We start from the raw sequence: 26,962 nt of genomic DNA on the forward strand, positions 1-26,962 counted from the left end.
TCACCAGAAAGGAGAACATCATGGCCAATCGGCTTCAATTACTACTCGCTTCAGATTTCCATAATTTAGGGTCTGCACTTCAGGAAGAAGTGTATTACGAATACTATAATATGGTGCATGGTCTTATCGTTTATATTATTAAGGAACGTGCTGCTGCAGAAGATATCATTCAGGAAGCTTTTATCAAAATCATTAAAAACAAACCCGTTTTTGAAGACGAAGTCAAACTGAAAGCCTGGCTCAAGGTCGTCACGCGCAACACAGCTATTAATTATCTGAGAAAAAATAAAAATAACCGTAACCAACTGGATACGGACAGTGTTTTTATAGATATGGAGACAAGGAATCAGACGTCCGCTTCCGTAGAAAGCATGGTAGAGACACAGATGATGCAAGAATCCATTGAGTATTATCTCGGACAACTCAAACCTGAATATCGTGTTCTGGTGGAGCTACGCTGGAAAGAAGGTCTTTCCTACAGGGAAATGGCTGAGTTGCTGGATACCACCGAAGAGATTGTGAAACAGCGCTTGTTCAGAGCCCGTGGCAGTATTAAGAAGAAATTACATAAGGAATGGGGTGGAAGCATTGAGCAAAGGCAAGTCCGATAATCACGTTGAGCTATTCAAATTAGAGCTGGAAGACGACTATTTCGACGCCGCGTTTGATCTGGCTTTTGATGAGGCTTTCCATCAGGCCGTCTCTACCCCCTCCGCTTCCAATACCGAATCCATGCAACAATCCTGGCAGAAGGTACAAAAAGAAATTAATAGAATTGGCGTACGCAGAAAAAGAATGCGCACCTTGCGGCTGTCTGTTGTTGTAGCTGCCTCTGTTACCATCGGCGCCGTTATATTCAGCCTGCCCTCTGGGACACAAGCCGTCTCTCCTTTTGTTCAATCCATTAAGGATCTGGGCAACGGCATGAAATCCATTATCATAGAAGATCGCACGACTCAGCTGGGGGCTGATCCGTCTACAGCCAAAACTCCTCCTCCTCCTGAACCGGGGGCCAATGAGGTTTCTTACACAGAAGACCCCGATCTTAACATGCCTACATTTGAGCTGTCTGATCATCTTCTTCGCCCTGTTGTTGTATCGGAAGACATTGCACGTCAGGGATTCATGGGTGATTTTCTGTTATCCAGAGTCATTCCCGAGCAGTTTAACGAGGTCACATTCGAACTTATGCTGGATACGGAAAATCCGGTGAACCCGGACAATTATTACGAATCCAAACGCATGAGAATTCGTTATACCAGCGAAGGCAAGAGCGAAGATGAAGCGATTATTCAATTCGATTATGCCTATGTCATGCCGGGACAAGTTATTGAAGGTCTCATGCTGCGCGAAACCGGCACGGTGAAGCTGGAGGACGGCACGGAAGCTCTGATATACATCGGGCCGCCCTTTAACTCCATTCAATGGATGATGGGTTCCGTCAATATGAGTCTGTTCAGCACCATCTCGGAAGAAGAGATGATTGCGATTGCCAACGATTTTCAAGTACAGAAGTTTCCCGGTAGTACCCGATGATGTCAGAATAACACGTTATTGGAAGTATGTGTTTTTGTCTCGGATACAGTTCCATCATTCGCCGTATGAACGCTAATTACGCGATAATAATATCCTGGAATCACCGTGCAGTCTGATTCAGCGTTAAGCGAGCGTGCTTTGCTCGCGGTCTTGGATTCACTTTTATATGTCACCCATGCTGTTCCTGTCCAGCGCTCCAGTCGATAATTCACTGAGAGTATCTTCATTTCCTTAAATGTCGTGGTCGATGTATTGATGATGGCGGACAGCCCGCCCCCAGGGGTCACTGCACCGATCGCTTGATAGATATGTTTCGAATCAGCAACCATCATATGATTCGAGGGTTCCGGCGGAGGTGGAGCTGTACGAGCACCTGAAGTCACATTGATTATTGGACTTGCAAGGGCTGACCCGACATTAGGTAAAGTCAGAAATGTGGACACCGATAAGAGGGTAGCCAAGGTGATTTTGAGTATAGATGATGTGCCCCATGTATTCATTTTTCGCATATTTATTCATCCTCCACTTCCATACTTGATTTTGTGTAATGGTATAAACGGATGGAACGGCTAACAGGTTTCAAAAAAAATAGACGCACCGATTTTTGTCGGTGGCGTCTTTTATTTTTGCCCTGCATCTCCAGAATACCTGAAACTTAACTTGTTTCTCTCCGTATGAATGAGTAATGTCTATACGAAATACGCTTTGAGTCTTCACAAGTTCAGGAAAAACCAGGCAACTGTGAAAGATAACCGTTAGACTCCAATCGTGTCAATCCTATATCTAAAGATGTATGACCATGCAAAGAAGCTGTATGATGACCATTACGTCACAATACAGCTCGTTCATTACTGTTTCGACTGGCTAAGCGCCTTCTCCTTCAACCATCAGGTCCAGCTTAATCACATTCACACGGGAAATCCGCTTCTGTTCTGTCTCTTGAATGACAAAGACATAACCCCCATACGCTACCGACTGACCAATCTGTGGTGGTATGGAGTCTACTCTAGAATAGAGCCAGCCTCCAATGGTATCGTAATCGGCACGATCCATCTCAAGTCCGAATCGTTCACTGACTTCTTCAATCAGCATCAATCCATCAATGGAGTATTCCATCTCATCCACTTGCTCAATGACCGGACGCTCATGATCGAATTCATCCTGAATCTCACCGACGATCTCTTCCATAATATCTTCAAGCGTGACAAGGCCGGAGGTTCCTCCGTATTCATCAATTAGGATAGCAATCTGTGTCTTGCTACGCTGCATACGCTTGAGCAGATCACTGATCAGTGTGGTATCTGGCACAGCCAGGATAGGACGAATCACGGAGATGGTATCCGTAAGTTGGGATCGCATCAGATCCTTGATATGAATAAAGCCGATAATATGATCCTTATCTCCGTTATATACTGGATACCTTGTTCGCATGCTATCACTGGCAATTTCGAGATTTTCCAGCATGGACTGATTAGCATTCAGACAGATCATTTCCGTCCGCGGAATCATAATTTCACGGGCGGTTGTATCCGTAAAATCAAATATATTATCAACAAGTGCTAATTCAGTGTTATTAATTAAACCGCTCTTATTGCTTTCTTTCATCAGAATACGTAATTCATCTTCACTATGCGCGTCGTCCATCTCAGACGCGGGTGCCATTCGGAACAGTCTCAACAAGCCGTTAGCCATACCGTTCAGTGCCCATATGAATGGATACATTAACTTGTAGAAGAACGTTAGCAGAGCTGCAGACCACAGCGTGATCGTCTCAGACTTTCGAATTGCCATTGTCTTAGGAGCAAGTTCCCCCAGTACAATATGCAGGATCGTAATGATTACAAATGCAATGGCAATAGAAATTCCATGAACGTAGACTGGTCCCAGACCAAATGCGGTAAACATGGGCTCTAACAGGTGTGCAATTGCCGGTTCTCCCAGCCACCCGAGTCCCAGTGAAGCCAAGGTTATACCTAATTGGCAAGCCGACAGATATGCGTCCATATTGCGTACGATATTGGAAGCATATATTGCATTTTTGTTTCCAGTTTCCACCAAAGCCTCAATCCGACTTCCACGAACTTTCACCATTGCGAATTCCGCCGACACAAAGAAACCATTCATCAATACAAGTAAACCAATTATTACTAAATTTAATATACTCGGTAAGGGGTCACTCAAATGTTCATCCTATTCGCCGTCATTCTTCGGCAAATAGGTCCACCTCCTTCGAAAATGTAGGATATTAGCCATTATGCCGTTCATATGCAATTTCAACTTCCCAATGTTCCCACCTCCACTATGTTTGGTCGATAACAATGATATGCTTCTTTTATTATATAATTCTACACTACACAGTCAATCCGTGTCCTATGACAACAAAATGGTACAAATGGCTTAATTCTTTAACAGAAGTAGCGATTACGCTGTTTTTTTAACGATTTACCAACAATGCTTGGATTATTCCGTAAAGGAAATATGAGCGTATATTATGATAGGGAATACACCAAACCCAACAACACAGATATCGTGGGCAAGGATACAGATCAACCTACACTCATGGAGATGACGGATACAGCCCTTCAAGTTCTGAGTCAGAATAAAAATGGCTTTTTCCTGATGGTCGAAGGGGCATCCATTGATAAACAGGCCCACTCTATGGATTTTGAACGTTCCGTATGGGATGCCATTGAATTTGATCAAACAGTTGGACGGGTTAAAGCCTACGCCAAGGAACACCCCGACACTCTCGTCATTGTCACATCCGACCATGGGCATTCCCTTACCCTTAACGGGACGTATAATACCGAAGCTGCCAAAGGAAAAACGGGGGATGAATTACGAGAATTAATCGGCAAGTACGCCGACTCAAAGTTCCCGACATATGTGGATGAAGACGGAGATGGTTTTCCGGACAATCCGGATTCCGAGTGGAAGATTGCTGTAGGTTGGGGCTACATGCCAGATAACAATGAGAATTATCTCGCTAATCCGGTGCCGATCAGTCCAACCATTTAGGACCCTAACGTGAAGGACAAGCCCTGGTATATCGCCAACCCGAACAAAGACCCGGACGGTGTGCATTACACAGGCAACTTGCCCCATGATGAAGGTCAGGAAGTTCATACCTTTGACGATGTACCCATTAATGCATCAGGACCGGGGTCCCATCTGTTCTCAGGCTATCTGGATAATACGGATGTTTTCCGTAAAATGGTAACCGCATTAAAACTGGATGCATCGAAGTAATGTAGCCACATCCTCCAACCCAACTAAAGAGAGTATCCAGCTATGCCTCAGCATAGCTGGATACTCTCTTTTACTATTATAATTCAGGCTCTATCTGTAGCTTCTAGCTCTAACTCCAACCTTGCTCTCTTACCAACTATTCCTAGATCGACTCCAACTCCACTGCCGTCTCAGAAGCCGGGTTCCAGCGCCACCTTGCCTGTTTCCCGCTTTCGTTATGCAACCCGCCAATCCAGAATTCATCCTGCTTCAGTAGAGCCCAATCGACCTCTCCCTGGAGCACCTGAGTACCAAGTTCTGTCAGAGACATGACTGCGTCACGGAAATCTTCATCTTGCCGCACGAAATTGGGAAAAGCAGTTGCTCCCGTCATCTGAAGCAGCGCATGAGGCCCTTCAGTCATCCTTTTCAGATGTGCCCAGTATTCCAGATCACCTATCCCGAGAACATGAAGCTTGTCCCCTACCTCGCGAAACAAGGGATACGGACTCCCCACACCCGCTTTAATGGATTCCAGCGTCGTTTGTTCAATAACACCCAGGCCGTTCGATACCGATGGCAGACGGGATAAGTGAGCCTTGAACGCAGCGTTCGCAAAGGGAAGGACCGCAGCCTCTGCCTGCAAATACCCCAGATGATGTCGGAGTTCCGGCGATGTATAGGCTTCCCAGAACTGTGCACCTGCTTGTAGCTCCGTTTGGTTAATTACATGCCAACTTCCGGACAGACTTTCGATCTGCACAGAGGTCAGTTGACCTAGCCCCCGAAATTGCTCAATTTCTGGATACGAGTCAATACAGAGCAGATTCAGATTCGTATGCTGGAGCGCTTGTCCTCTGAAATAATGTAACAGATACGATAGCATCGTCTGATCATAGAGATCGTATTCGAACCATAAGACAATCTCCTTGTATTGGTGAAACGAGTGTAGCTTGCGTTCAAGCTCATTAATCTGCAAATATTCCGTCTGTGGAATGCCCAACTGCTGCTCCAGTATGGCTGCGCGATTCTTCCGCACCTTCGCCTCCTTCATATCCCTGGTTACCGGACCGAATGTATACAATTCTCTCCATACCAGGATGTCTCCCTGAATTCCACTCTCTCTGAGACGATTAGCGGCGTGATCCCCATTCATAATGTGAAGCATATCTTTTCCTCCTTCATACAGGTCATTGAACATCGTTGCCAGATTCCTTACAGGTATCGAACGCTTGAGTTTGGATCGGGCATCGAACAGTCGTTTCTTTAACGCAGGAACATTAACTCCGAGGAAATCCGACATTTCTTTGAGTGAGTATCCTTCCAAATAAAATAGTTCAACAGCCATCCGCATTGATGCGGGCAGCGTTGCTACGGAGTCACGCAGTGTACGATACATCTCGTTTCGCATGGCTTGCGCTTCTGGATTATGCGCCTGGTCGTCTTCCTGAAATACATGCTCCAGCTTTTGAACTGGAATCATGGCATGTTGCTTGCGCCTTAGCCAGCGGTAACATTGCCTCTCCACAATGACCTTGAACCATCCGGGAAAAGCTTCGGCGTCCTCAAGCTTGGACAGATTGCCAAAGGCCTCGGTAAACGCTTCCTGTACGACATCTTCTGCCAAAAACAGATCTCCCAATCGGTGAAAGGCTACTGCCAGAGCCATGCCGCGATACTGGCCTACCAGTTGTGCGTAAGCTTCCGGTTCACCCTTCATTGCTCCTTCAATCCATGACTTCAATGCAATGGACTCCTTTCGTATATGCATGTTGCTTGTTCTGCTCATCTATAAGTGCCACGTTATCAACAAAAGGTTACGTCTGACTCTAATTATATATGTAAAAGCTGTCCTGAATGCGGAGCATCTCCACATTCAGGACAGCCAGTATTTCATTATGTGTTAATCCCATCCATGTTCAAGCCAATTCCGTAATGTATCGATTAACGTCTGCTTGGCGCTTGCGGATAGTTGCCTACGACACCCGGATATTGATATAACAATGGCTCATCAAACGTAGCATAGTCGAAGTTAACCATCAACAGCATGATCCGTCTACCTGTCTTCGGGTCACTGATGATAATATGGTCACGTCCGGCCGCTTCGATAATCCCTTGGAAAATGCGAGCATTCCACTCCTTGTTACCTTCGTATGTCATGTAGAACGTACCGAATTTCCCGAGGTTCAGACGCAAAATATTCTCAATGTAGGATTGTTCGAATTGCGGAGCCGTGGTTGTGATCACTGCACCCGTTGGTGTCATTGGGCTTCCACTGGATACGAGCGGGGGCACACTTGTTGAACTTGGAGATACCATACCTGGCGTCGGTGACATAGTAGGCATTCCGTTACCGATTTTGTAAGACGTACCTTGAACCTGAGAATTGGCTTGTTGACCTAGAACCTGAGAATTAGCTTGTTGACCCAACGTTTGAGTCGTAGGTTGATAAGGCTGATTAATCATAGTGATTCCTCCCCAAATTTAATATACTTCCGGACAGTCTTCGCCTGAAGGACTGAAGAAACAATGCGCTTTGAAACGTCCTGTATTTTGCTGGTTATACCACGTTTCCGGACACTCACCCACAGGTCGGAAGAACCACAATGAATTGCTGGCTGGCCAGAAACGCTCTCCATTGATCACCCGCTGTGCTAGACGAATCTCGGACTGTCTTGCCCGTTGGTAGAAGTAACCCTTCTGTGTTGACTCGTAGCCTCCTGGATTCTGGAAAACCATACTGTTGATGTCGCGAATATCCTTAAAGTCCAGACAATCTACAAGCACTCGGTTCACACTTACATTGCCCACCAGCAGCATGCCCTGTTCGCCGTCACCTTCAGCCTCCGCCCTCATCAGCCTAGCCAATAGCTTGACGTCCTCTGAGTTGGCTTTAATAACAGCCATAGTCTGTTTCCTCCCTTGTTTCAGCTGTTCATCTCCGTACATCGTATTGTGCAGGAGCCCATTCGGTGACACGATTCCATCTTTTTTCCATAAAAAAAAGCCCGGAACCTTTCCCAAAGGGAGGTTCCGAAGCAATTCCTTTCTAATAATATCCGCCTGTTCAAGGCTTGGCTTCGATCCAATAATCATAGGCATGAACAATGTTGCCTTGGTAAGCCTGATAATCAGCCAGCAGGTCAGGCAACTTGGCCAGTTGAGTTTCCATCTCTGCTGCACCCTTTTGGTAAAATGAGATATGATGGCCTTCGTGATTCTCCTTCATCTCTACCGAAATCAACAGTCGTTTTCCCAGTCGATCAGCAATTTCCATCTCCTGACTCACGACAGCAGCAATACCATTGGAACCTTCGGCCATGTTACGAAAAGCCATCAGAGATACATGATCGAGCGTCTTAATCATATACTCTGCTACCGATGTATCTTTTCCTGGCAACGCGAAGCTATCCAGCCATACAGCAAGATCTGCACTCGTTTCCAGATGGCTGTCCTTCTTCGTCTCTTCCTGGAAATAAGCAATGTTGGCAGCCCATTCAGTCAATAATGTATCCCGATTACTCTCCCATTCCGGCAAAGTATATGGTTCAATATCCAGATGGATCCCTTCAAATTGCTCGTCAGGCTCGGATTCAGCATTATAATTTTTCACATAATCAATCAGGCGCTGTATCCGTGGACGATTCTCCTCCTTGCCCCAGATCGGGTGTCCACCCATCGCATGGATTTCAATGCCTTGAGCTGTAGCCCGTTTCACAAAACTGCGATAACTGGAATACGGCTGATCCAGATCCAACCTAACATATAACCAGTTGATATCCTGCTCTCTGGCAAACTCCAGAATGTGCTCTCCTCCGTCATTGGTCACTTGTGAGGCTTCCCATATATACGTTCCCCGGATCTCTGGTTGCTTGGATGGATTCTCCGGTAATGGCACTTCTGCCGGCTCCAGTTGTCCCCAGTATACGATGTCGTGTACAGCAATGCCCGCGTAGGAACTGTGGTCACTGAATGCGGAAGCAACCTCTTCAATAACACTTTCCAGCTGCGTTGTCCCTTTACCGGCAAAGGTCGTGAACTCTTCGCCAGGCATGGGTTTGGTGTTCACTCCAACTGTGACACTTGCATCACTGGCATCCGCCCATTCCATTTCCTGTTCAATTAAACGGATGATGCCATTGTTGCCTTGTGCACTATCACGGTAAGCCAGTAAAGTGACATGATCTACCCGATCCATAAACCAACGTGACAATGATTCGTTATCTGTATCCTCCGAAGTTCTATTCCCTGTTACGGTGTACGAATCCAGCCAAAAGGGCAAATCCACATTAACGTTCATACCACCATTCTGTTCCACTTGCTCTAACAACAGGTTCATATTGGTTGTCCAAGATTGAACCAGCGCTCTGGCATCCTTAGCCCAGGCTGGCAGAACATAGGGCTTGATATCCAAATGAAGAGCATCGAATCGCTCATTAGGCTCAGCAGCCTGATTGTAGTCATTCACCCATGAGGCCATACGAAGCATTGGTCCTTCGCGGCCACTAACCGCCCAGGATGGATCTCCGCCAAGCGCTTCAACCGCAATACCCACACGGCTGGCTTTGGCGATAAACGTCTGGTACACCTCCTTGGAGAGTGTCATATCTACATTCACATACAGTCTGTTTATCTTATGTTTAGCTGCGTTATTCAGCAGCTCGTCTCCGTTGCTAATCGACTGCGCCTGCCATACCCAGGCCGCCCGTATATCCGCGCCGTCTGCTTCAGCAGGTGACTTGGACCCAATCATTATCATCCCTCCAATCAGCAGTAACAGCCAAAACACCTTCCGGGTTGGTTTCCCGAACATATACTCCCTCCATTCCTGTTCTGTTGTAAAATCTCATTCATTATAGCAACCGAGTTATCAAAAACAAATAAGCCCAAGTGCTTAACTTGGGCTTATTGCTCTTAAATGGAGTTGCGACGGGACTCGCTCGGATTGATCCCGGTTCTAGTCCTCATATATCATTTTTCGGGTCATGCCTCCATCAATTACGAGGTTAGTCCCCGTGACAAAGGTATTGGCTGGATCGGATAAATACAGACAAGCACGGGAGATATCCGAAGGAATCCCAACCCGGCCCGATGGATGTTGTTCATGGTCCTCCGTTTTCAGTTTGGACACATCTCCAGTCTCAATCCATCCCGGACTGATACAATTGACCCGAATTTGATCCTTACCAAGTGAGACTGCCATCGCATGTGTCAGAGCAACGATCGCACCTTTGGATGCGGCATAGGCTTCAGTATCCGGCTCAGACATCAGCGCACGGGTAGAAGCCATATTCACAATGGCACCCCCATGTTCATTGTTTTTCATATGTTTGGCTGCTTCCCGACTCGCCAAAAAGCAACTTCTCACATTGGTATTGAGCACATCGTCCCATTCTTCCAGCGTTAACTCATAGGGCGATTTCCATTTCGCAAGCCCTGCGTTATTCACCAGTACATCGATTTGCTTAAATTCCTCCATGGTGGTACGAAAAAGGTTCGTAATATCCTGCTCGTTGCGAACATCACATTGAACAAAGATGGCTTCTCCGCCTTCATTGCGAATGGAAGCTGCGGCTGCCGCACCCTCTGCTTCTTTGTAATCGGCAAGTACAACCTTGGCCCCGGCGACCGCATAAGCCTCGGCTACACTTCGTCCTATCCCTTGAGCAGCACCGGTTACAACAACGACCTGATCTGTAAATGACATATAGATTACCTCCTCTATGGTAATGATCCTTCAATTCTAATCTCAATTGAGCCTCTTCTTATATAAAAACACGTTAGGGCCATTAAGAAACGCTTGTCCAGCAAATAATCAAAAAAAACTCACGCCATCCTGGCGCAAGCTGTTCGGTTTAACCGCGTAGGCGTTCGGAATATAAGCGATTATATCGCTCGAAGCCTATGTAACGCGTTCCCTTGAACGAGAGCCGTCCTTCGTCCCCCTCCGCGCACAAACCATACTCTTCGCCATTGACTTTGAATTCGAGCCGATCTCCACTTTCTACTTCAAAGGTGACGTAATATAAGGTTCGTGCTGTACTGCCTGGTTCAGATTGCGACTGGCTCATCTTCATCCGTCTGCTGGTGATTCGTGAAGGTACGGTCAATAGCGGCTCCGAGTTGTTGCGTCCCCACCTCCATACCTCTTTTCCCATCGACAGAAGGACTATACCTATAATCAGAACAAATACAACCGGAAAGACGGTTCCAAACAAATCAAACATCCAGGATGATTCAATGCCCATGTCTCTCCCTCCGTTCATACAACTTAGGACAGCCGGAGTCTTGACCCGTCTCCTGTAAATGTATATGCACGTAAACAAGGAACTTGTTATCCGGATTGAAATCGAACGGTGTGAAGGGAAAAACCCTCCGGCAGAATACCGAAGGGTTGCTTCATACGAAAATAAATACTATTTCATTATCTAATACCCTATATACCTAGCAGCCATGTTTTTACTTAAAGGTTGTTGCAAATCGATGATCCAACAATATAACCTGATTGACCTGTCCTTCTTTTGTCAGTATGAACGATGCACGATAGATAGCCAAATCATCTTTTTCCGCTTGCAGCGACTTTTCATCCAGGAATGTTTCCTTCTGAATATGATAGGCATAATCGATATTACGTTCAGATTCGACTAAAACATGTTCTTTGCCATACAGATTGAGAATCTCTTGATGTGTCATCCCCGCCTCAGTCCCGCGAGCCGTCTTGAAGTACTCTTTCGAGTCCTTATTCAAGATGATACTAACGACTTTGGCATCCCTATAGCCAATCGTGATCCCGTTATTGTATTGATATGATTGACCCACACCGGTTGATGTTCCCTCACCGAGGATTTTCTCCGCCTCTTCCTGACTCATTCCATACGTAATCTTATCCTCACTGTCGGTCTTCGTCACAGCCATATCCTGTTCTGAAAATTCGTTTGGATTGAATTTGCTATTGCTGCAAGCCGTGATCATGATTAATAATAATGCCGCAATAACCCATGTTATTTTACTCCAGTGTCCATTCTTCATGTACTCACCTCTGATGTTTCTCCAATATTTTATCATATTTTTTAATAAAAAAAATAATTAGTGGTGACGTTTTTGCCATGCCTCACAAAACAAAAAGGGCTGGCTTAGGGTGTAATCCCCGGTCCACCCCCTATTCTTACCTTCTTACGGCTCCATTCCCCATACAAGCTGACCAGTTATCCAATTAAATATTTGAGCAACAAAATCAACAGACCAAATGGAGTCCGATATGTAGCAATGTCATACTTTCTCATTTTCATCATTTCTGGATTCGTGGACACCTTTTCCCACACATCAAACGATTGTGAACGGTTCAGTCGTGTTATTCCTGTAGCATTATCCGCTCCAACTGAGATAACAGCTTCAAGGAAAGACTGTTATCTCAGTTCAAGCAAACCCATTGTGGATGTATATTTAATAAACAAAGGACAATTAGCCTAGGCTGTTAACGAACTTATGCTAATTGTGTGATCACAAGATGTGCCGATACAGGTCTTGTTCCGCCCGCAAGTGGCGTGATTGTTAATGCAGTAGCATTACCAGCCGGGTTCCGAACGGTCAGAATAGAATTAATCACGGTTGTCTGCACCAAAGCCATACCAACAATCTGAGACGTTCCCGTTGCTCGCCCAACTACTGTGGGAGCCAGATCTGCCCCATTGAGAGTTAAGATTAATTGACCCGCTTCATTGATGCTCACCTGGAACAAAATCTGATACGTACCAATGGCTGCCAGATTGAATGAACTAGGCCCCGTGCGTGCGATAGTTGTTCCACTTGTCGGCCCATCCTGAGGAAAGCTTACATCAGTACCGGGAGCAACCGTTGCAGCATTATCAGGTGGCATCAGTGCGAAAAAGTCAGCGAATCCCAGTACGCTTCCGGCTGCTCCTGTCGCACCTGTAGCTCCTGTGGCTCCAGCGGGACCAGCTACTCCTGTCGCACCTGCCAGGCCTGCTGCTCCAGCGGGACCTACCGCTCCTGTTGCACCTGCTGGACCTGCCGGGCCTACTGCTCCAGCGGGACCTACCGCTCCTGTTGCACCTGCTGGACCTGCTGGGCCTACTGCTCCAGCGGGACCTACCGCTCCTGTTGCACCTGCTGGACCTGCCGGGCCTACTGCTCCAGCGGGACCTACCGCTCCTGTTGCACCTGCTGGACCTGCTGGACCTACCGCTCCTATTGCACCTGCCGGGCCTACTGCTCCAGCGGGACCTACCGCTCCTGCTGGACCTGCTGCTCCTGTCGCGCCTGTCGTCCCAGCGGGGCCTGGGAAACCTTGTGGTCCGATGGCTCCGGCAGGTCCTGGGTTACCTTGCGCACCTTGTGGCCCTACAGCACCTGCTTCTCCCGGAATCCCCTGAGCTCCCACCGGTCCAGCAGGCCCCACCGGTCCTTGAGAGCCTACTGCTCCAGCGGGACCAGGCTGTCCCTGAGGTCCTTGTGGTCCAGGTGGCCCCCCGCTGGTCCTTGAGCTCCGGGTGGCCCTTCCACTCCTTGTTTACCTTGTATACCCTGTACGCCTTGTATACCTTGTGGTCCTGTTGGCCCAACAACAGTAGGGGTAGATATATTCACTTCTGGAGGCGGACATTTTACTTGAACGAACTTTTTAACCACTTTCAATCGGCGTTCTTTTCTTTTAACTTTGCACGGACATACTGTTGCCTTTTTTCTCTTCATATGCTTCTTCACTTCTGAATGACTCACAGTGTGGACACCTCCCTATAGACATAGTTTAACGTACGTATGTAGATGAATAGATGCGTGGACGAACAACCAATTTAATTAAAAAACTCCGCTGATTTTCAGTGAAAACAATAAAATCTGTAGCAACTGCCAAAAAAAAAACTCATGCCATTTGGGCATGAGTTGCATGATTTAACCACGCAGACGTTCCGAATAAAGCCGATTAGTTCGTTAAAAGCAAATATCATGTTCCCATGAAAGAGAGCCATCTTAAATCTGCTTCGCGTCTACAACGATATACGAGTTTTTGGAAAAAGGTAACCACGTCTTCCAAAGCGGTTCCAGTTCACTTATGCTCATTTTTCGATTGTAATGTTCTTCATCACAGTTGATGGTATGGCTCAACGAATCAGCCAAGTAGAGATGCGTTTCATCATAACCAACAACAGGAACAAAATGTAAATAACGTTGTTTGGGATGTACTTTGATAAAAATAATAACAGGTACCCCTTGGCTTATACGCTTCTTCAATGAATTCACATTGCCACGCAAGTACGTTGCCTGATATCCAAGCTTCCTAAAAAATACAACGACCGCCTTGGGATATACCGTCCCATCCAGTAATTTGCGGGGATATCTTTCGTAGAGCCTCGGACCGTCTGACTCGATACCAAAATGTCTCAAAACATACGCACTGGAGAACGCAGCGCATTCATAGTTATTCTGAATATCCATTCGATTGGGAGATTGAATATGATATGTAGTTGGCACCTGGACACTGTACATGTAATCTTTCTTGGGAAAACTAAAATAAAGGGCGATTACCCCAAGAATGATCAACCACAGCACGACATTGGATATCATTTTATAACTTCCCCTTTGTATGTTCCTAATTGATATTGTACTACTTTATCTATTCTCGAAATAGAACAGCGACCCCATCACCAGTTCTTCCAAACCCATTCTTTAATCTGCTCGGCGGCTTCTTCTGCTGAAAGTTCCGTGGAATGGATTGTTGACATGGCCGGATCAAATGCAGTTTCTGAGTTCTGAATTAACCAGTTGGCAAAATTTTTGTGATCTTCAATCAGGTTCTCATCCCACCCCCTGGCTCTTAAACGCGACTCTCTGGTAACATCATCACAATGCAAGTTAACGTATAGAATTCGATCAAACTGATCTTTATACTCGGACGATGCAATGTTTTCCGGCACCATTGTTCCACATAAAATCGTCCCTCGGCCGCTTAACGATATGCTATAAGCAATCCGTAACCAATTCTCTTTGGCAATCTGCCAATCTACATTATTGATGATATCCATATCAATGAACTCTATCCTGGTTAAGCTGTCGCCTGGATTCTGGAAATACAACTGCATGAGAATGGCATCTTTTATAATTTCTTCGTATGAGCCATGGTTCAGATGTATATCTTCTTGATAAAAAATAGATCGCAGCAAGTATGGAAGCAAAGTTAGAAACACCAAAAAGATAGACCCACGCACCCTGATTGTTGGGAATATTCTCAAGAAGCATTTCATGAACAAGACTACGAACAGTTTCAAGCCGCTTGAATTCCCTAGCCAAATTCAAACTTTAACCTCCCTGTGGTACGCTAGTATAGCTTCTTGTATAACCAATACTAGAATTAGCTTTTGGGACTCACGACTGAATAGTTTGCTCCCCTGTATTCAAAAGAGTCCTTCTACGATCGGCACTCCATTTTCAAGCCTTTCCTGACTTTCTGAAAGGTAAGTTCTTGTCCAATCATTCAAATTGGAAAAGTCAAAGCTCCGGTACATCCCGATATAAACGATAAGCTCCCTTAATCTGAGAAATAAAACCAAGTTATTTAATGATTGATGATCCATTCTATTGTATCGTTCATATCCTCTTAGAAAACACTTCAAAAATCTTCTGGCTTGGGCATTTCGCTCAGCTTTTGAATCATTAAGCACCACATAAACCATATAAAAAATCTGAATGGCGATATCTTCTTCGTACCAACTATATTGGCATTCATCAAAATCAAAAAGCGTCATTTTAACATCATCGATAAAGAAGTTTCCTACATTGATATCCCCATGAATAAGCCCGTATGTATCATCTTTTTTTGAACCATTAATTTGGCTAGTGACCTGCTCGAAACTTGCGAACACCAGGATCTGATTCGAGGGGATGAATTTCTTCATACCTTTCAAATAAGCGTTTTCAGTCCAATTATGGCGTGTGATTTCTTTTTTACTTGGGACATAGGTTCTTGATAATGTATGAATCTGACCCGTTATTTCCCCGCACATTTCTGAGAGAGAATCGTTATTCATACACTCGGGATAAAAAATCTTATTTCCTGAAGCTTTTTCAAATGAAGTGATTATCATGTAAGAGTTATCCAGTTCTAACGTTTCCACAAATCTGTCATGCTTGGACACGATTGGTTTACTGACAGACACTCCATTAGTATAAAGATACTGAACCCACTCCAGCTCCCCTTTTACGCGATCTGAAGAACGGTGAGAGCTATGAGTGATTCTCAGTATATATGTTGTACCATTTCTTTCATATTCATAAACGAAGTTTTGAAAACCACCGATATATTTTAAATCAAGTAAGCCCAGTCCATAAGATTTCGCTGCATCCGCAAGTATTTGGTCATTCATAAGCTCTTTTACATATTGCTCCATAGCATTCATCCCTGCCTAACTCAGTATCTTTTTAAAATCAATCCTTGTATAGGTCTTCTCATAACCTGAGCCATCTTCATTGTAATATATAGCATCTTTTGAATACGGTTCTGAAATAGCAGAATAACCATGCTTAGAGATAAGCTTAATCATTTTGGGGTTTTCAACAGGATCAACACTAACGTACATTTCAGTGAAACTTAACTCTAAAGCAAGACGTTCTCTATAATGAATCAATGCTGACCCTATACCTTTACCACGGTACACTTCTTTAACATACAAATCGCTTAACTTGGGAAACCGTGCCCCTTTTAAACGTAGAACGCCGAACCCCAGTAAGAGATTCTCCTTCTCAGCTACTACCAATATTGTTTCTTTATTCTCTTGCTGAGTCAGATACAACATAAATAAATCCTTGTTATTCCTTATGGAGCATAGTCCATCAATATCATTTTTATTAGCTATTCTAATCGTGTGTGGCATAACTCGTCTCCTCAAAACCTATCAATTAGAATACGGCTCAGTAAGAACCGCCAATTAATACGCTTACATATTTATTTAGTCGCTCAAATTAAAGTGACTTTCAATCTGCTTCATCATGATTCTTTCTTCTAATCCTTATGCCAATAAAAAGTATAGTGTGAATGCTGTTGGAAGCCTAACGACTTGTAAAATGGACTGTCCGAAATAACATACGCTTTTTCAGCACCTAAGGAGCGGCCTCTCTTCAAGGCTTCCAAAATCACTGCTTTACCGAGTCCCTTTTTCCGATACTCTGGAAGGGTACATACAGGTTCAACGTAAACATAATCTGTTTTTGGACTGTACCATAAGCCGCAGTAAGCAACATATTCCCCCTCTTCATTTTCAGCAACGATATGTAGGAAAGGATTCATATTTCTTGCGGACATCATTGTTTTTTGCTTACTCATAGTAGCATCGTCCACTGGTACAGATCCTTCGTTGTCAAATGCTTTCCATAACATATGATGGAGCTTATATAAGTCATTTTCTATATCCATATTCTTTACGGTTATGTCTTCAGGGATTGTATAGTCCAGACTAACACTCGATAGTGTGAGTTCAAGTATGTTTTCAGTCATGTCGTTCGCTGCATATTTCTTACTGTGCAATAAATCTAACATATGCGTATCCTTGTCGTTCACTGCAATCCCCAAACCATGTTCATTACTAAAATTCGCAGTGGTATACTCTAATATATCATTTTGTAATTCTTCATATCCTGGTTTAGCTGCAAAGAAGGCTTCACCGAAATAGTGATCAAAGGTTGCTAAACCAACTAACTCGTCATTACAATACCACAAGCCAATCTTGTCCATCAGGTCATGGTTAAAATCGGGATGGAAAAACATCCACTCCCATCTTGCCCAATTCCAATTAATATGAGTACGATCGTCCTTAGATAATTCAATCAAAAAATCACACACTTGATCATAATAAGAATCATCAAAATTTCTAAAATCGATTTTCATTTTAAAATCCCCCATAAATAGTCTGCTTTTAAAGCTATCTCAAGAGCGTCTATTCCTTTGTACTAGAATGCTTCTGCAAAATCATAGATGACATGTGTCGGATCTGGATCAGTATCCATATTCTCAAATAATACTACCACAAACCTACGATTGCCCCTGATGAAAGAATAAAGTAAGGGTTCCACCTATTGTCACCTTCCCAAAAATAATCAATAAACACTTCATATCTTCCGTCTTTATGTATCTCTTGATTGGTATATTGACTGAAGTCATATTCGTAAAATGGATATAAATTCGATAGCGTTTCTTTATCCTCAATAATAACTGGAACAAGTATAATCTCCATTTATTCATGTTTGAATAATGCTGTAATAATCATTTCAGCACATTCTTCTGGTGTATTTAAACTCGTATCAACGAAAGATCTATAGCGAATGTTTTTTGCCATCATTTCACTTTGCTCATCGGATTGATCTTCTCTTCGATCTCCACGTTCAATATTTCGCTGACGACAAAGATCCAAAGGGCAATACACCTCAACAATATCCAGTGGATATCCGTCAAATATGTCTTTAACGAGTTCATAATGTGGTTTTAACTCTGGTCTTTCCACGAGAATCCCATCGATGATGACATTATTTCCACGATCCGAAAATAGCCTTGCCGTTTGATACATGATAATGATGGCTTCACTTAAATACTTCCAGTAATCTGTCTGGAGATGTGTATCTCCGATCGTATTTTCAAAAAGATCATTGGCAACAACATAGAAAAATGGATCAGAGTTTGTTTGCATCGCTTCTACAATGGAAGTTTTACCTGAGCTTGTTACGCCATTTAGAAATATAATTTTCCCTTTTCCCATATTTATCAGCTTCCTTTGAATAAGTTTACTTAATACGATTATTGAACTATAAGTTAGTTCTATGGTTTTGACAGCTATCAATTATGGGGTGAAATGAGGAAGTCTCAACCAATTGATTACCAAGTAAGAGATAGATACGTACCAAAGCTGAAATAGCTTAGTAAACTGCTGGTCGGTCGGCAATATGCCATGATCTCTCCAATTTTTAATCATATCTTTACAACTGACATTTTCTTGTGTGTTTATTCCATTAATACTTCTAATTGGGAGACTGCCGTGACGAGAATAAGGGCCAAATAAATCTGAAGCATTAAATACTCCAAGGAAGCATCCCTTAAAATGAAAATTATCATGAATTTGTTTATCTAGCCAATACACCAATCGGTTTACTTCAGGTATGTTAGACTTTTCATCATATAAGACTTTGTTTCGAATTATATCCTTGTTTATGGTCTCCAAAATATTGCTTAGCCTTTTAATAAAATCAGATTGTGTGTAACTATATAAGTTAGCCCATTCGTACAATACTACACTAATTTCTTTTTTGACTATTGCACCCTTAAACAGATAAGAACTATTGAATACGTCTTTACTATCAATTTTATATTTCTCAAAAGGGGACACCTTATACGTTTCAAGTAGCTCATTCATCTGAATCGCCCATAGATACTCTTGGAATGGGTTTGCTTCTATATATTGTTTTCTTCCTTGGTTCAGAATATGAATTTGCATACTTTAAAGCTTTCGAATCAGCTATTTGAATTTCTTTTGTTTTTAGCAGGTTCTCTATGTCGCTTATATTAATATGCTCCCCCATTTGTCGAATTTCTTTAATAATCTGATGACTCCAAAGGAGTGATAATTTCCAGTGCGCTTCATAATAGCTAAGAAATACACGATGTAATGAAAAATAATTACTCTCACCTAATTGTGAGATCATGTGATCCACATCTTTGTGGTGAACTCTAAATAAGCGTTCTTCTTTAGTAGCGTAACCATCTTCTACATTGGTTGTTTCCCTATCCTCAAAATCCAAATAAAATGAATTTAACGCAGGTAATGTATTAAATTGAGCAGAAACGATAAGTCCGGAATCTTCTGAATATAATCTTTGCAAGTAAACTCTCCTTTTTATAATAATCAGCACGCCTAGATGATATCTACTTCAATACATCATATAACATCTAATTTATGCACTTCATAAATACCACATTTTAATTAAAATACCTGAATTACTTATATAATAACCCAATCTGCTGTAATTGCGAAGTGAAATTAAGAGCGCATACAAATAGTCTAATCCACTTATATATTTCAAACCTTCCGATTATACGGAGGTTACAATTACATATCTCCGCATCAAAAAGAGCCCTCTTTTAAGAGTGCTCTTCGTCAACTATTAGTGTCTAGCATTTGTAACTGTATACTCTGTGTATCACCCACCTAAGCGTACATCATGTCCATAAACCCGCGAGTAACATCTTCACCTTTGGCTGGCTCCGGCTGATCTGCCTGTGCATGTTCTGCCATGCATGCCTTCACCGCTTCCTCCGTTGTGCAACGATTGGCATCGTCACATGTGTAGCATAAGTGAAGCATATATCTGGTTAATTCATCCGCCTGCGTGGATTGAGTTTGACCGTTGGTTCTCATCTTCATCACTCCTTCTCTTGTTGAATTAAATATATCATCTTATCCATAATTTATTTGTGATTTTTTTCACAAACTAAGGAGAAAAAAAGGAACACTCTGGTCCCTTTTCTTTCCCATCCGAAAACACTTCCAGTTACAACACTTTCCAATGTACACCACCGTCAAGCGTTTGCAGTAACAATGACCTTTTGGTATCCGTATTTTCAACCAAAAGCCAGCCTAGTTCTGAATTAGCCATCTGAAGCTTTACGATCTCCGGGTAGTCTTTGAATATCTTCTCCAGCACACTGCTTACAGGAAGGGCTTTCCACGTTCTCCCCGCATCCTTGGTGTAATAGGTTATGCCCTTTTGCATAGCCCAGCCTTCTGAAGCATTCAGAAATACCGGTGAAAGATTGCGATTCGTACCCATTTGTTTGTTTAAACTGAACGTGGATAGTTTCCAGCTCTCTCCACCATCTGATGTGAAGAAACCATTGAATGTTGTACTCTCCCCTTGAGAGCATGACATTGACATCCAGGCTGACTGTGCTTCGCGTCCGAAGAATTCCGGTGAACTGATACTAAAATTACCACATCCCTTGAACTTGTTTCGATCAAAGAAGGATGGCCCCGTATCCCAGTTCACTCCGCCGTCTGACGTCACATACAACTTCGGGGTACCGAACTCAATCGCGGTTAGGAAACCATGCTTCGGATCGGAGAAGGTCATACCTGTTGTATATCCGCGTCTCGATATCTCATCAGATTCCTCTTTACCATCTTCATCACTGGACGACATTCGATTCCAGGTAATACCACCATCTTCGGTGAAGTACAATTTCTTGTCCTGTTTGCCAATCGCAGTATCCAGCGTGGTAAGAATCCAGCCTTTTTCAGGAGATACAAATGAGATCGCGGTCACTTTATCCGTTTTGGACAACGAGGACAGACTCCAACTTACACCACCATTGTTGGTCCGAAGCACCATGGTGTCTGTTCCGCCCATACCTTCACGAACAATCCAACCATGAGTACGATCTACAAAATAAATACTTTGTCCATATTTGGGGTTAGCCGGAAACTGCACATTTTCCGAAGGGGAAATATTGGTCCAAGTCTTTCCCTGGTCCTGAGTGTAGTACAGTCGCAGCGCATTCCGCGTCACTCCCCATGCCAATCCTCCGTTGCTATTAAGCAACTGAAAATCGGTCAATCGGGTCTGAATCTGATACTTCGCCATCTCTGCCGATTCAGTACTGTTCACAGGAGGAACGACGGTTAACGTCTGCCCTGTGTTCCCGATGTCATCTTGCTGTTGCGGAGGTTCTGCTTCCGGGGGCTGATCTGAGTCGGTGCAGGCCGCCAGTACGAATACTATACCTATAGACAGCAATGCTGTCTGCGCGATTTTGATCCATTGCAAGCGCAAGTGGGTTCCACCTCTCTCATTCAATATGCAGGCGCGCATGCCTGTCCTATGAAGTTTTATTTACGATTCATCAGAATCCACTGCTCCTATTCTACCACAAACCCTTCCCTAAAGGCTCACACTCACCCCATGCTCGCATTTCGTCACCATTTTGTTGATTAGCTTATCATCTCATCGGTATATTGTTATTTCGACATAATATTTCGCAAAAAGACATGAAATGTGAAGTATTTTATAGACAGGACTCGCTTTATGCCTTCGTATCCCTTAATATGGATGGGAGTATACCCCAAAAAGGAGAGGATATGAACATGACAAATAGTGCAGCATTGAAACCAAGTCGTGTCGTGATTGTAGGCATGGGCGCGGTAGGAACAACAACGGGATACACGCTAATGTTGAGACAGCGTTCGTCCGAGTTGGTATTTGTGGATGTGAATCATGATAAGGCAACCGGCGAAATGCTCGATATGAATCACGGTCTTCCATTTACAGGTGGCGTAAAAGTATGGGCTGGTGATTATTCCGACTGCAAAGACGCAGATATCATCATTATTACAGCTGGTGCTTCTCAGAAGCCTGGCGAAACCCGCATTGATCTTCTGAAGAAAAATGCAAGCATTTTCAAAGATATTATCGAACGTATCACTGAAGTGAATTCTCATGGTATTTTGCTGATTGCAACCAACCCTGTAGATATTCTGTCCTATACTTCATGGAAACAAAGCGGATGGCCTGCTTCCCGTGTCATCGGTTCAGGCACATTGCTCGATAGCGCACGTTTCCGTTACCTGATTGGTAAAAATAAAGGAATCGATCCACGTAGCATTCACGCCCACATTATTGGTGAGCATGGCGATTCCGAAGTTCCGGTATGGAGCCTGGCTAACGTTGCAGGAACAGATCTGGAACTGGATGAAGAAACACAGCAAGATATCTTCGACCGTACCAAAAATGCAGCGTATGAGATTATTAATGCCAAGGGCGCGACTTCCTATGCAATCGCACTTGCACTGGATCGCATTGTAGCTGCAATTCTCGGCAACGAGGGCTCTGTTCTGAATGTATCCACGTTCCTGGAGGATTATAATGGCGTATCGGATGTCTATCTTGGTGTGCCTTGTGTTGTAGATCGCAACGGCGTACGTGAGATTCTCCCTCTCCCATTGAACGAAACAGAGAAAATCGCCTTCCAGGCATCTGCTAACAAATTAAAAGAACAAATCGCCGGACTGGAATAATCTAGCCACACCATCATTTATGTGGTGAAAGATACAGTACGTTGAAAGTTAATATAATGAAATGCTGATCTTTAGCCAAAACGACCATTCGTTTCTTCCGCAGAGAAGATTCGAATGGTTCTTTGGTTTGAACCTCAATGATTAGTTGATACACAAATCTGTTGATTAGTTTACATAATATTAATTATGTTTTATTATTCTATATCCTTTATTACATTCCAAACGAAAACAAAAAAATCCTGTCACCTGGACAGGATTTTCTTCTGATTCATTTCACTTGATTTATTTCAATGTTATTCGCATCTTAGTAGGTCGGAAGTTTAACTTCCAGCAAAGCCATAGCTTCTTCCTTCTCTCGGCTCGTTACATGAGTGTATACAGTGGTCGTTTGAATTGAAGCGTGACCAAGCAGCTCCTGCACCGTACGCAAGTCCGCTCCGCGCCGTAACATCATCGTGGCGAAGGAGTGCCGCAGCTTATGACTGGAGTAACTCTGACGCTGATTGGAAGGCGAATCCTGCTGGAAGCGTTCAAACGTTTCCGTCGAGAGGAGCTGAATACTCCGAATGGACAGCCTTTTTCCTTTCTGCGAGACAAACAGCGCTTCTTCCTTGTCTCCACGCCACGGGTCCAGCCGCTCACTCAGCGCTTGTGACAACACCTCGGCCACGGTCTCTGGTACAGGGAGTGTACGCCATTTCCGGCCTTTACCGAATACATCCAATGTACGCCGCTCCGCATTGTAGTCTTTGCAATTCAAGGCGTTCACTTCCCCAACCCGCAATCCCATATATCCCATGAGCAGAAAAACAGCCATATTCCGTGTCCGATACTTCCCCTCCACCGATTTCAAAAACCGTGTCAAACCACTTTCGTCCAGGAAAACGGGGGCACGATTTTTCTCGGTTTTGGACTTCTTAATCCCGAATGCCGGATTATTTGCCAATACTTCGAGTTCAATAAGGGACTTATAGAAGCAGTTAACCGCCGCATGTTTACGATTCCGCGTGGCATCACTAACCCCGCGATCACGGGCGCGAGACAGATAAGACAACACATGCAACTTCTTGACCTGCTCCAGTGACTTGCCTTGAATGGAAATGAGGAATTCCACCACGTCACCCGTGTACGATTTTACTGTATGCCCTGTATAACCGGCATCTTTCATCCAGATGTGAAAAGCTTCAAGCTCATCAGCATACTGTTCCTGAATCTCCTCGGTCATCATCTGCATTCATCACCTCCCATTCCATTCGCATGTATTGACAGTCTGTTATTCAGGCTATGATTCAGGTTAAGCCAAGATCCTGTGCTTCATCTACAATAACTACATCTATGATTGGACGGATCGCCTCTGGCTTACCCTCTCTGCGGGTAAGTACAAAGGATGGCAATGGATTCTCGTGCAGACCATTCACAGACTCACAGATCTGAACATACAGGTCCATATGCAACGTCTCACCTTTACCAGACACATTAATAACAGGCCAATCTTGCTGAATGCACGCAGGCCAGTGTGCCAGTTCGTTAGCCGGTACAATACTTAATTGCTGAATGGCAGGATCAATAGGGTAGATCCCTTTCCGTTCAGGCTCATCGTCAAGCTTGTCCACGCCCAACAGCTGTGCAGACTGCTCGTCTGGTGCAGAATAGATCGAGTAACACCATGGAGTAACACCCCAGGCAATGGCCATAAGACCTTCTTCCAGCAGTGTGTCCGACAGCTCACCCTCTGCAAATTGTTCAATCAGATTATGGCTACCCGGTCCGACCAGTTCCTCCACACGTCTAGCCAGCCGAGGCAGATCAGCAAGAATGAACCCCCCTCTACCGTAGGAGTCAAATACATGATGGTTTCTGCTCCACACAGCTTGAGATGGTGAACTCAACGACGCTTCTGCGGGGAAAAGCGATATATATACGGTGATAACCTGCGCGTACTTTACCATCGCAAGCTGTTCAGGTTCGAGTGTACCTTCAGCGATGCGAGGTGTCTTCATGTGCAGGGAGATTCGAAGTTCGTACTCTCCTTCCATGAATGCAGACCACCCCAGTTGAATAGCTTGTTCAACCCCTTCAATAGAAGCAATTGAAATCGTGCTATCCGGTTTCAGGTGAATAGCATATTGCACATATGCAAGCTCTTCACCATAGATGATATTAGCACCTTGACGATCGATGGGTGATTCCAGCTGTTGTGCAACTACCGATACTTTGCGCCCATCTTTCAATCGGCGTTGTGGATCTATATCCAGCAGCACACCGTCTGTATCCCCTGATTGCGAGATGATTAGCTGCGCCTCGGCGAGTACGGCTGAGTCAGCAAGTGCAAATCCAAAAACTGAGTTCTGGTGATTTGAATTCGTATGTAATAGTGTATTCATGATTCATCCCCTCTTTTCTGTCTGATGGCATGTCACATCCCCCAATATATTTCATATTCGGCTTGGCCGCAACCCCGATTCCCGTGATCACGTTAGCCATACCCCTTATTACTTACCCACAATTGTTGGAAAATCCAACGTTTCATTTCTTTTAGCAACCCGTTTTCTTTTCTTCCTATTTCAAAAAGAATCCCCATCCCGCTTCGCCTTGGCGATACGAAATGAGGAATCGAAGGAGACAGTGTAATTGACTCTTGTCTATTTACCCTTTGATCTGAAAGCACCAGATATGCGTCGTGCCGGATTCAGATGACTGTAATGTCGTCCATACGCAAAGTAGATGATCAGTCCGATGAACAACCAGACGAAGAACGTAATCCAAGTCAGAGCCGCAAGACGAGTCATCAAGTACATACAACCCAGAGCGCTCAGAATCGGAATCAATGGCACAAGAGGTACGCGGAAGCCGCGTTTGAGATCCGGGTTATTTTTACGCAATACGATAATGCCCAGACTTACCACTGCAAAAGCAAATAGCGTTCCGATGTTTGTAAGCTCCGCCAGATGTCCGAGCGAGATGAACCCGGAGAATAAAGCGACGATAATCCCCGCAACCCACGTTCCAACAGCCGGTGTCTGACTTTTGCCACTGATCTTGGAGAAAACAGGCGACAGCAGTCCATCACGGGACATGGAATAGAGCAGACGTGTCTGACCATACATCATAACGAGCAACACTGTCGTAATCCCGGTAATTGCTCCAAGTGACACAATCCAGGATAGCCCCTTTAATTGTACATATTCAAATGCAAAAGCAACCGGATCACTCACATTCAGCAGGTTATACGGCACGATGCCCGTAAGAATCAACGATACTACAATGTAGAGAACGGTACAGATCGCAAGTGACGCAATAATACCAATCGGCAAATCCCGTTGAGGTCGCTTCACCTCTTCTGCCGCAGTAGAGACCGCATCGAATCCGATGTAGGCAAAGAATACCGTCGCCGCTCCTGCGGTTACACCCGAGATCCCAAACGGCAGGAAAGGCTGCCAGTTATCTGGCTCGACATAGAACACACCCACCCCGATGAAGATCAGCACCACGATCAGTTTAATCGCGACCATGATCCCGCTCGCACGAGCCGCTTCCTTCACCCCACGTGTGAGCAGGAAGGTAATCATCAGCGTAATAACTGCAGCCGTGATGTCAAAATACGTTCCCTTCTCCGGACTGAACGCACTCGTCAGTGCATGAGGCAATTCCAATCCGAACCCGGACAATAACGTTTGGAAATATCCCGACCATCCGCTGGCTACTGCCGCACTCGCGAAACCATATTCCAATATCAAATCCCAGCCCAGTATCCAGGCAATCACTTCACCAAAAGCTGTATAGCTGTACGTGTACGCACTACCCGATGCAGGTATGCTTGATGCAAATTCCGAGTAACACAATGCGGCGAACGCACAGATGATACCTGCCAGCAGAAAGGACAATACAAGTCCCGGGCCCGCATACGTTGCAGCAGCTACACCCGTCAGTACGAAAACCCCTGTACCAATAATAGCGCCCACCCCGAGTGTGGTTAAATCAAGCGGACCCAGCGCCCTTTTCAATACACCGTTGTCATCGCCTCCAGAGGCAATTGGTTTTTTACGAAATAATGAAGATCGTTGTTCGTTCTCACGCATGGTCATGTTCCTCTCGTCATGAATCTTGAATGTGCTCTGAATGAAGTCGAGATT

General features: G+C 44.4%; 29 protein-coding genes. 5 read left to right on the forward strand and 24 right to left on the reverse strand.

Going from position 1 to position 26,962, the window contains the following annotated elements; genetic code table 11:
* Positions 1–20 precede the first annotated feature (20 nt).
* Positions 21–611, forward strand: coding sequence for an RNA polymerase sigma factor (locus tag C0Q44_RS18785; protein WP_105408788.1), 591 nt, complete (start codon positions 21–23; stop codon positions 609–611).
* Positions 589–1,536, forward strand: coding sequence for a hypothetical protein (locus C0Q44_RS18790; RefSeq protein ID WP_105408789.1), 948 nt, complete (start codon positions 589–591; stop codon positions 1,534–1,536). The genes C0Q44_RS18785 and C0Q44_RS18790 overlap by 23 nt, the downstream gene beginning before the upstream one ends.
* A 2-nt stretch (positions 1,537–1,538) precedes the next feature.
* Here the strand turns inward: C0Q44_RS18790 and C0Q44_RS18795 are convergent, their stop codons facing one another.
* Positions 1,539–2,045: a hypothetical protein gene (locus C0Q44_RS18795; RefSeq protein WP_105408790.1), complete on the reverse strand. Its 507-nt coding sequence runs from the start codon at positions 2,043–2,045 to the stop codon at positions 1,539–1,541.
* 355 nt (positions 2,046–2,400) lie between these two features.
* A complete protein-coding gene (locus C0Q44_RS18800; protein ID WP_105408791.1) occupies positions 2,401–3,717 on the reverse strand; it encodes a hemolysin family protein in 1,317 nt (438 codons plus the stop codon).
* Positions 3,718–4,014: 297 nt separating this feature from the next.
* On the opposite strand from C0Q44_RS18800, the gene C0Q44_RS18805 reads away from it, so the two are divergent.
* Entirely contained in the window at positions 4,015–4,554 is a 540-nt protein-coding gene (locus tag C0Q44_RS18805) for an alkaline phosphatase (protein WP_181151078.1), read from the forward strand.
* 9 nt (positions 4,555–4,563) lie between these two features.
* On the forward strand, positions 4,564–4,785 hold the full coding sequence (locus C0Q44_RS18810; RefSeq protein WP_105408793.1) for an alkaline phosphatase: 222 nt from the start codon (positions 4,564–4,566) through the stop codon (positions 4,783–4,785).
* A 142-nt stretch (positions 4,786–4,927) separates the two neighbouring features.
* Here C0Q44_RS18810 and C0Q44_RS18815 read toward each other — a convergent pair whose 3' ends face one another.
* The 19 genes from C0Q44_RS18815 to C0Q44_RS18905 all read right to left on the reverse strand — a co-directional run bounded on the left by C0Q44_RS18815 (position 4,928) and on the right by C0Q44_RS18905 (position 21,588).
* On the reverse strand, positions 4,928–6,508 hold the full coding sequence (locus C0Q44_RS18815) for a sigma-70 family RNA polymerase sigma factor (protein ID WP_105408794.1): 1,581 nt from the start codon (positions 6,506–6,508) through the stop codon (positions 4,928–4,930).
* 200 nt (positions 6,509–6,708) lie between these two features.
* Positions 6,709–7,230, reverse strand: a complete 522-nt coding sequence (gene gerQ, locus C0Q44_RS18820) for a spore coat protein GerQ (protein WP_105408795.1) — start codon at positions 7,228–7,230, stop codon at positions 6,709–6,711.
* An 18-nt stretch (positions 7,231–7,248) separates the two neighbouring features.
* Entirely contained in the window at positions 7,249–7,671 is a 423-nt protein-coding gene (locus C0Q44_RS18825; protein ID WP_105409303.1) for a cell wall hydrolase, read from the reverse strand.
* Between the two features lie 160 nt (positions 7,672–7,831).
* Positions 7,832–9,517, reverse strand: coding sequence for a hypothetical protein (locus C0Q44_RS18830; RefSeq protein ID WP_146113477.1), 1,686 nt, complete (start codon positions 9,515–9,517; stop codon positions 7,832–7,834).
* A gap of 204 nt (positions 9,518–9,721) precedes the next feature.
* The gene (locus C0Q44_RS18835) at positions 9,722–10,471 is read right to left on the reverse strand and encodes an SDR family NAD(P)-dependent oxidoreductase (RefSeq protein WP_105408797.1); all 750 of its coding nucleotides are present in this window, start codon (positions 10,469–10,471) and stop codon (positions 9,722–9,724) included.
* 148 nt (positions 10,472–10,619) lie between these two features.
* Positions 10,620–11,012, reverse strand: a complete 393-nt coding sequence (locus tag C0Q44_RS18840; RefSeq protein ID WP_105408798.1) for a DUF2500 domain-containing protein — start codon at positions 11,010–11,012, stop codon at positions 10,620–10,622.
* Between the two features lie 211 nt (positions 11,013–11,223).
* On the reverse strand, positions 11,224–11,793 hold the full coding sequence (locus C0Q44_RS18845) for a hypothetical protein (protein WP_105408799.1): 570 nt from the start codon (positions 11,791–11,793) through the stop codon (positions 11,224–11,226).
* A gap of 454 nt (positions 11,794–12,247) precedes the next feature.
* On the reverse strand, positions 12,248–13,165 hold the full coding sequence (locus C0Q44_RS18850; RefSeq protein ID WP_258166435.1) for a collagen-like domain-containing protein: 918 nt from the start codon (positions 13,163–13,165) through the stop codon (positions 12,248–12,250).
* Positions 13,166–13,197: 32 nt separating this feature from the next.
* Complete coding sequence (locus tag C0Q44_RS18855; protein WP_181151079.1) at positions 13,198–13,503, reverse strand: hypothetical protein; 306 nt, start codon at positions 13,501–13,503, stop codon at positions 13,198–13,200.
* A 249-nt stretch (positions 13,504–13,752) separates the two neighbouring features.
* On the reverse strand, positions 13,753–14,346 hold the full coding sequence (locus C0Q44_RS18860) for a C39 family peptidase (RefSeq protein WP_105408800.1): 594 nt from the start codon (positions 14,344–14,346) through the stop codon (positions 13,753–13,755).
* Positions 14,347–14,423: 77 nt separating this feature from the next.
* Positions 14,424–15,023, reverse strand: coding sequence for a hypothetical protein (locus C0Q44_RS30300; protein ID WP_181151080.1), 600 nt, complete (start codon positions 15,021–15,023; stop codon positions 14,424–14,426).
* 150 nt (positions 15,024–15,173) lie between these two features.
* The gene (locus tag C0Q44_RS18870) at positions 15,174–16,175 is read right to left on the reverse strand and encodes a phosphotransferase enzyme family protein (protein WP_258166436.1); all 1,002 of its coding nucleotides are present in this window, start codon (positions 16,173–16,175) and stop codon (positions 15,174–15,176) included.
* 6 nt (positions 16,176–16,181) lie between these two features.
* Complete coding sequence (locus tag C0Q44_RS18875; protein ID WP_105408802.1) at positions 16,182–16,649, reverse strand: GNAT family N-acetyltransferase; 468 nt, start codon at positions 16,647–16,649, stop codon at positions 16,182–16,184.
* A 128-nt stretch (positions 16,650–16,777) separates the two neighbouring features.
* Positions 16,778–17,659, reverse strand: coding sequence for a GNAT family N-acetyltransferase (locus tag C0Q44_RS18880; RefSeq protein WP_105408803.1), 882 nt, complete (start codon positions 17,657–17,659; stop codon positions 16,778–16,780).
* 346 nt (positions 17,660–18,005) lie between these two features.
* Complete coding sequence (locus tag C0Q44_RS18885) at positions 18,006–18,524, reverse strand: phosphotransferase-like protein (protein WP_105408804.1); 519 nt, start codon at positions 18,522–18,524, stop codon at positions 18,006–18,008.
* A gap of 81 nt (positions 18,525–18,605) precedes the next feature.
* Positions 18,606–19,175, reverse strand: coding sequence for a hypothetical protein (locus C0Q44_RS18890; protein ID WP_105408805.1), 570 nt, complete (start codon positions 19,173–19,175; stop codon positions 18,606–18,608).
* Complete coding sequence (locus C0Q44_RS18895; protein WP_105408806.1) at positions 19,168–19,641, reverse strand: hypothetical protein; 474 nt, start codon at positions 19,639–19,641, stop codon at positions 19,168–19,170. Before C0Q44_RS18895 ends, C0Q44_RS18890 begins: the two co-directional genes overlap by 8 nt.
* A gap of 326 nt (positions 19,642–19,967) precedes the next feature.
* Positions 19,968–20,177, reverse strand: coding sequence for a hypothetical protein (locus C0Q44_RS18900; RefSeq protein WP_105408807.1), 210 nt, complete (start codon positions 20,175–20,177; stop codon positions 19,968–19,970).
* A 133-nt stretch (positions 20,178–20,310) separates the two neighbouring features.
* Positions 20,311–21,588, reverse strand: a complete 1,278-nt coding sequence (locus C0Q44_RS18905) for a WD40/YVTN/BNR-like repeat-containing protein (protein ID WP_105408808.1) — start codon at positions 21,586–21,588, stop codon at positions 20,311–20,313.
* 311 nt (positions 21,589–21,899) lie between these two features.
* Here C0Q44_RS18905 and C0Q44_RS18910 point away from each other — a divergent pair, with 311 nt between their 5' ends.
* Complete coding sequence (locus tag C0Q44_RS18910; RefSeq protein ID WP_105408809.1) at positions 21,900–22,829, forward strand: L-lactate dehydrogenase; 930 nt, start codon at positions 21,900–21,902, stop codon at positions 22,827–22,829.
* A gap of 304 nt (positions 22,830–23,133) precedes the next feature.
* Here C0Q44_RS18910 and C0Q44_RS18915 read toward each other — a convergent pair whose 3' ends face one another.
* From C0Q44_RS18915 to bcaP, 3 genes are all read right to left on the reverse strand, one after another.
* Positions 23,134–24,057: a tyrosine-type recombinase/integrase gene (locus C0Q44_RS18915; protein ID WP_105409304.1), complete on the reverse strand. Its 924-nt coding sequence runs from the start codon at positions 24,055–24,057 to the stop codon at positions 23,134–23,136.
* A gap of 61 nt (positions 24,058–24,118) precedes the next feature.
* Positions 24,119–25,213, reverse strand: coding sequence for a hypothetical protein (locus C0Q44_RS18920; protein WP_105408810.1), 1,095 nt, complete (start codon positions 25,211–25,213; stop codon positions 24,119–24,121).
* A gap of 258 nt (positions 25,214–25,471) precedes the next feature.
* Positions 25,472–26,908: a branched-chain amino acid transporter BcaP gene (gene bcaP, locus C0Q44_RS18925; protein ID WP_105408811.1), complete on the reverse strand. Its 1,437-nt coding sequence runs from the start codon at positions 26,906–26,908 to the stop codon at positions 25,472–25,474.
* Positions 26,909–26,962: the final 54 nt, after the last annotated feature.

This window comes from Paenibacillus sp. PCH8, from assembly GCF_002968835.1.
In the GTDB taxonomy this organism is placed as follows: domain Bacteria; phylum Bacillota; class Bacilli; order Paenibacillales; family Paenibacillaceae; genus Paenibacillus.

Excerpts from the sequence above, each read along its gene's own strand:
- C0Q44_RS18785 (WP_105408788.1), top strand. The coding sequence starts at position 21 with ATGGCCAATCGGCTTCAATTACTACTCGCTTCAGATTTCCATAATTTA.
- C0Q44_RS18795 (WP_105408790.1), bottom strand. The coding sequence starts at position 2,045 with ATGCGAAAAATGAATACATGGGGCACATCATCTATACTCAAAATCACC.
- C0Q44_RS18805 (WP_181151078.1), top strand. The coding sequence starts at position 4,015 with ATGAGCGTATATTATGATAGGGAATACACCAAACCCAACAACACAGAT.
- gerQ (WP_105408795.1), bottom strand. The coding sequence starts at position 7,230 with ATGATTAATCAGCCTTATCAACCTACGACTCAAACGTTGGGTCAACAA.
- C0Q44_RS18825 (WP_105409303.1), bottom strand. The coding sequence starts at position 7,671 with ATGGCTGTTATTAAAGCCAACTCAGAGGACGTCAAGCTATTGGCTAGG.
- C0Q44_RS18830 (WP_146113477.1), bottom strand. The coding sequence starts at position 9,517 with ATGATTGGGTCCAAGTCACCTGCTGAAGCAGACGGCGCGGATATACGG.
- C0Q44_RS18835 (WP_105408797.1), bottom strand. The coding sequence starts at position 10,471 with ATGTCATTTACAGATCAGGTCGTTGTTGTAACCGGTGCTGCTCAAGGG.
- C0Q44_RS18840 (WP_105408798.1), bottom strand. The coding sequence starts at position 11,012 with ATGGGCATTGAATCATCCTGGATGTTTGATTTGTTTGGAACCGTCTTT.
- C0Q44_RS18845 (WP_105408799.1), bottom strand. The coding sequence starts at position 11,793 with ATGAAGAATGGACACTGGAGTAAAATAACATGGGTTATTGCGGCATTA.
- C0Q44_RS18860 (WP_105408800.1), bottom strand. The coding sequence starts at position 14,346 with ATGATATCCAATGTCGTGCTGTGGTTGATCATTCTTGGGGTAATCGCC.
- C0Q44_RS30300 (WP_181151080.1), bottom strand. The coding sequence starts at position 15,023 with ATGAAATGCTTCTTGAGAATATTCCCAACAATCAGGGTGCGTGGGTCT.
- C0Q44_RS18870 (WP_258166436.1), bottom strand. The coding sequence starts at position 16,175 with ATGAATGCTATGGAGCAATATGTAAAAGAGCTTATGAATGACCAAATA.
- C0Q44_RS18875 (WP_105408802.1), bottom strand. The coding sequence starts at position 16,649 with ATGCCACACACGATTAGAATAGCTAATAAAAATGATATTGATGGACTA.
- C0Q44_RS18880 (WP_105408803.1), bottom strand. The coding sequence starts at position 17,659 with ATGAAAATCGATTTTAGAAATTTTGATGATTCTTATTATGATCAAGTG.
- C0Q44_RS18885 (WP_105408804.1), bottom strand. The coding sequence starts at position 18,524 with ATGGGAAAAGGGAAAATTATATTTCTAAATGGCGTAACAAGCTCAGGT.
- C0Q44_RS18890 (WP_105408805.1), bottom strand. The coding sequence starts at position 19,175 with ATGAATGAGCTACTTGAAACGTATAAGGTGTCCCCTTTTGAGAAATAT.
- C0Q44_RS18900 (WP_105408807.1), bottom strand. The coding sequence starts at position 20,177 with ATGAGAACCAACGGTCAAACTCAATCCACGCAGGCGGATGAATTAACC.
- C0Q44_RS18910 (WP_105408809.1), top strand. The coding sequence starts at position 21,900 with ATGACAAATAGTGCAGCATTGAAACCAAGTCGTGTCGTGATTGTAGGC.
- C0Q44_RS18915 (WP_105409304.1), bottom strand. The coding sequence starts at position 24,057 with ATGATGACCGAGGAGATTCAGGAACAGTATGCTGATGAGCTTGAAGCT.
- C0Q44_RS18920 (WP_105408810.1), bottom strand. The coding sequence starts at position 25,213 with ATGAATACACTATTACATACGAATTCAAATCACCAGAACTCAGTTTTT.
- bcaP (WP_105408811.1), bottom strand. The coding sequence starts at position 26,908 with ATGCGTGAGAACGAACAACGATCTTCATTATTTCGTAAAAAACCAATT.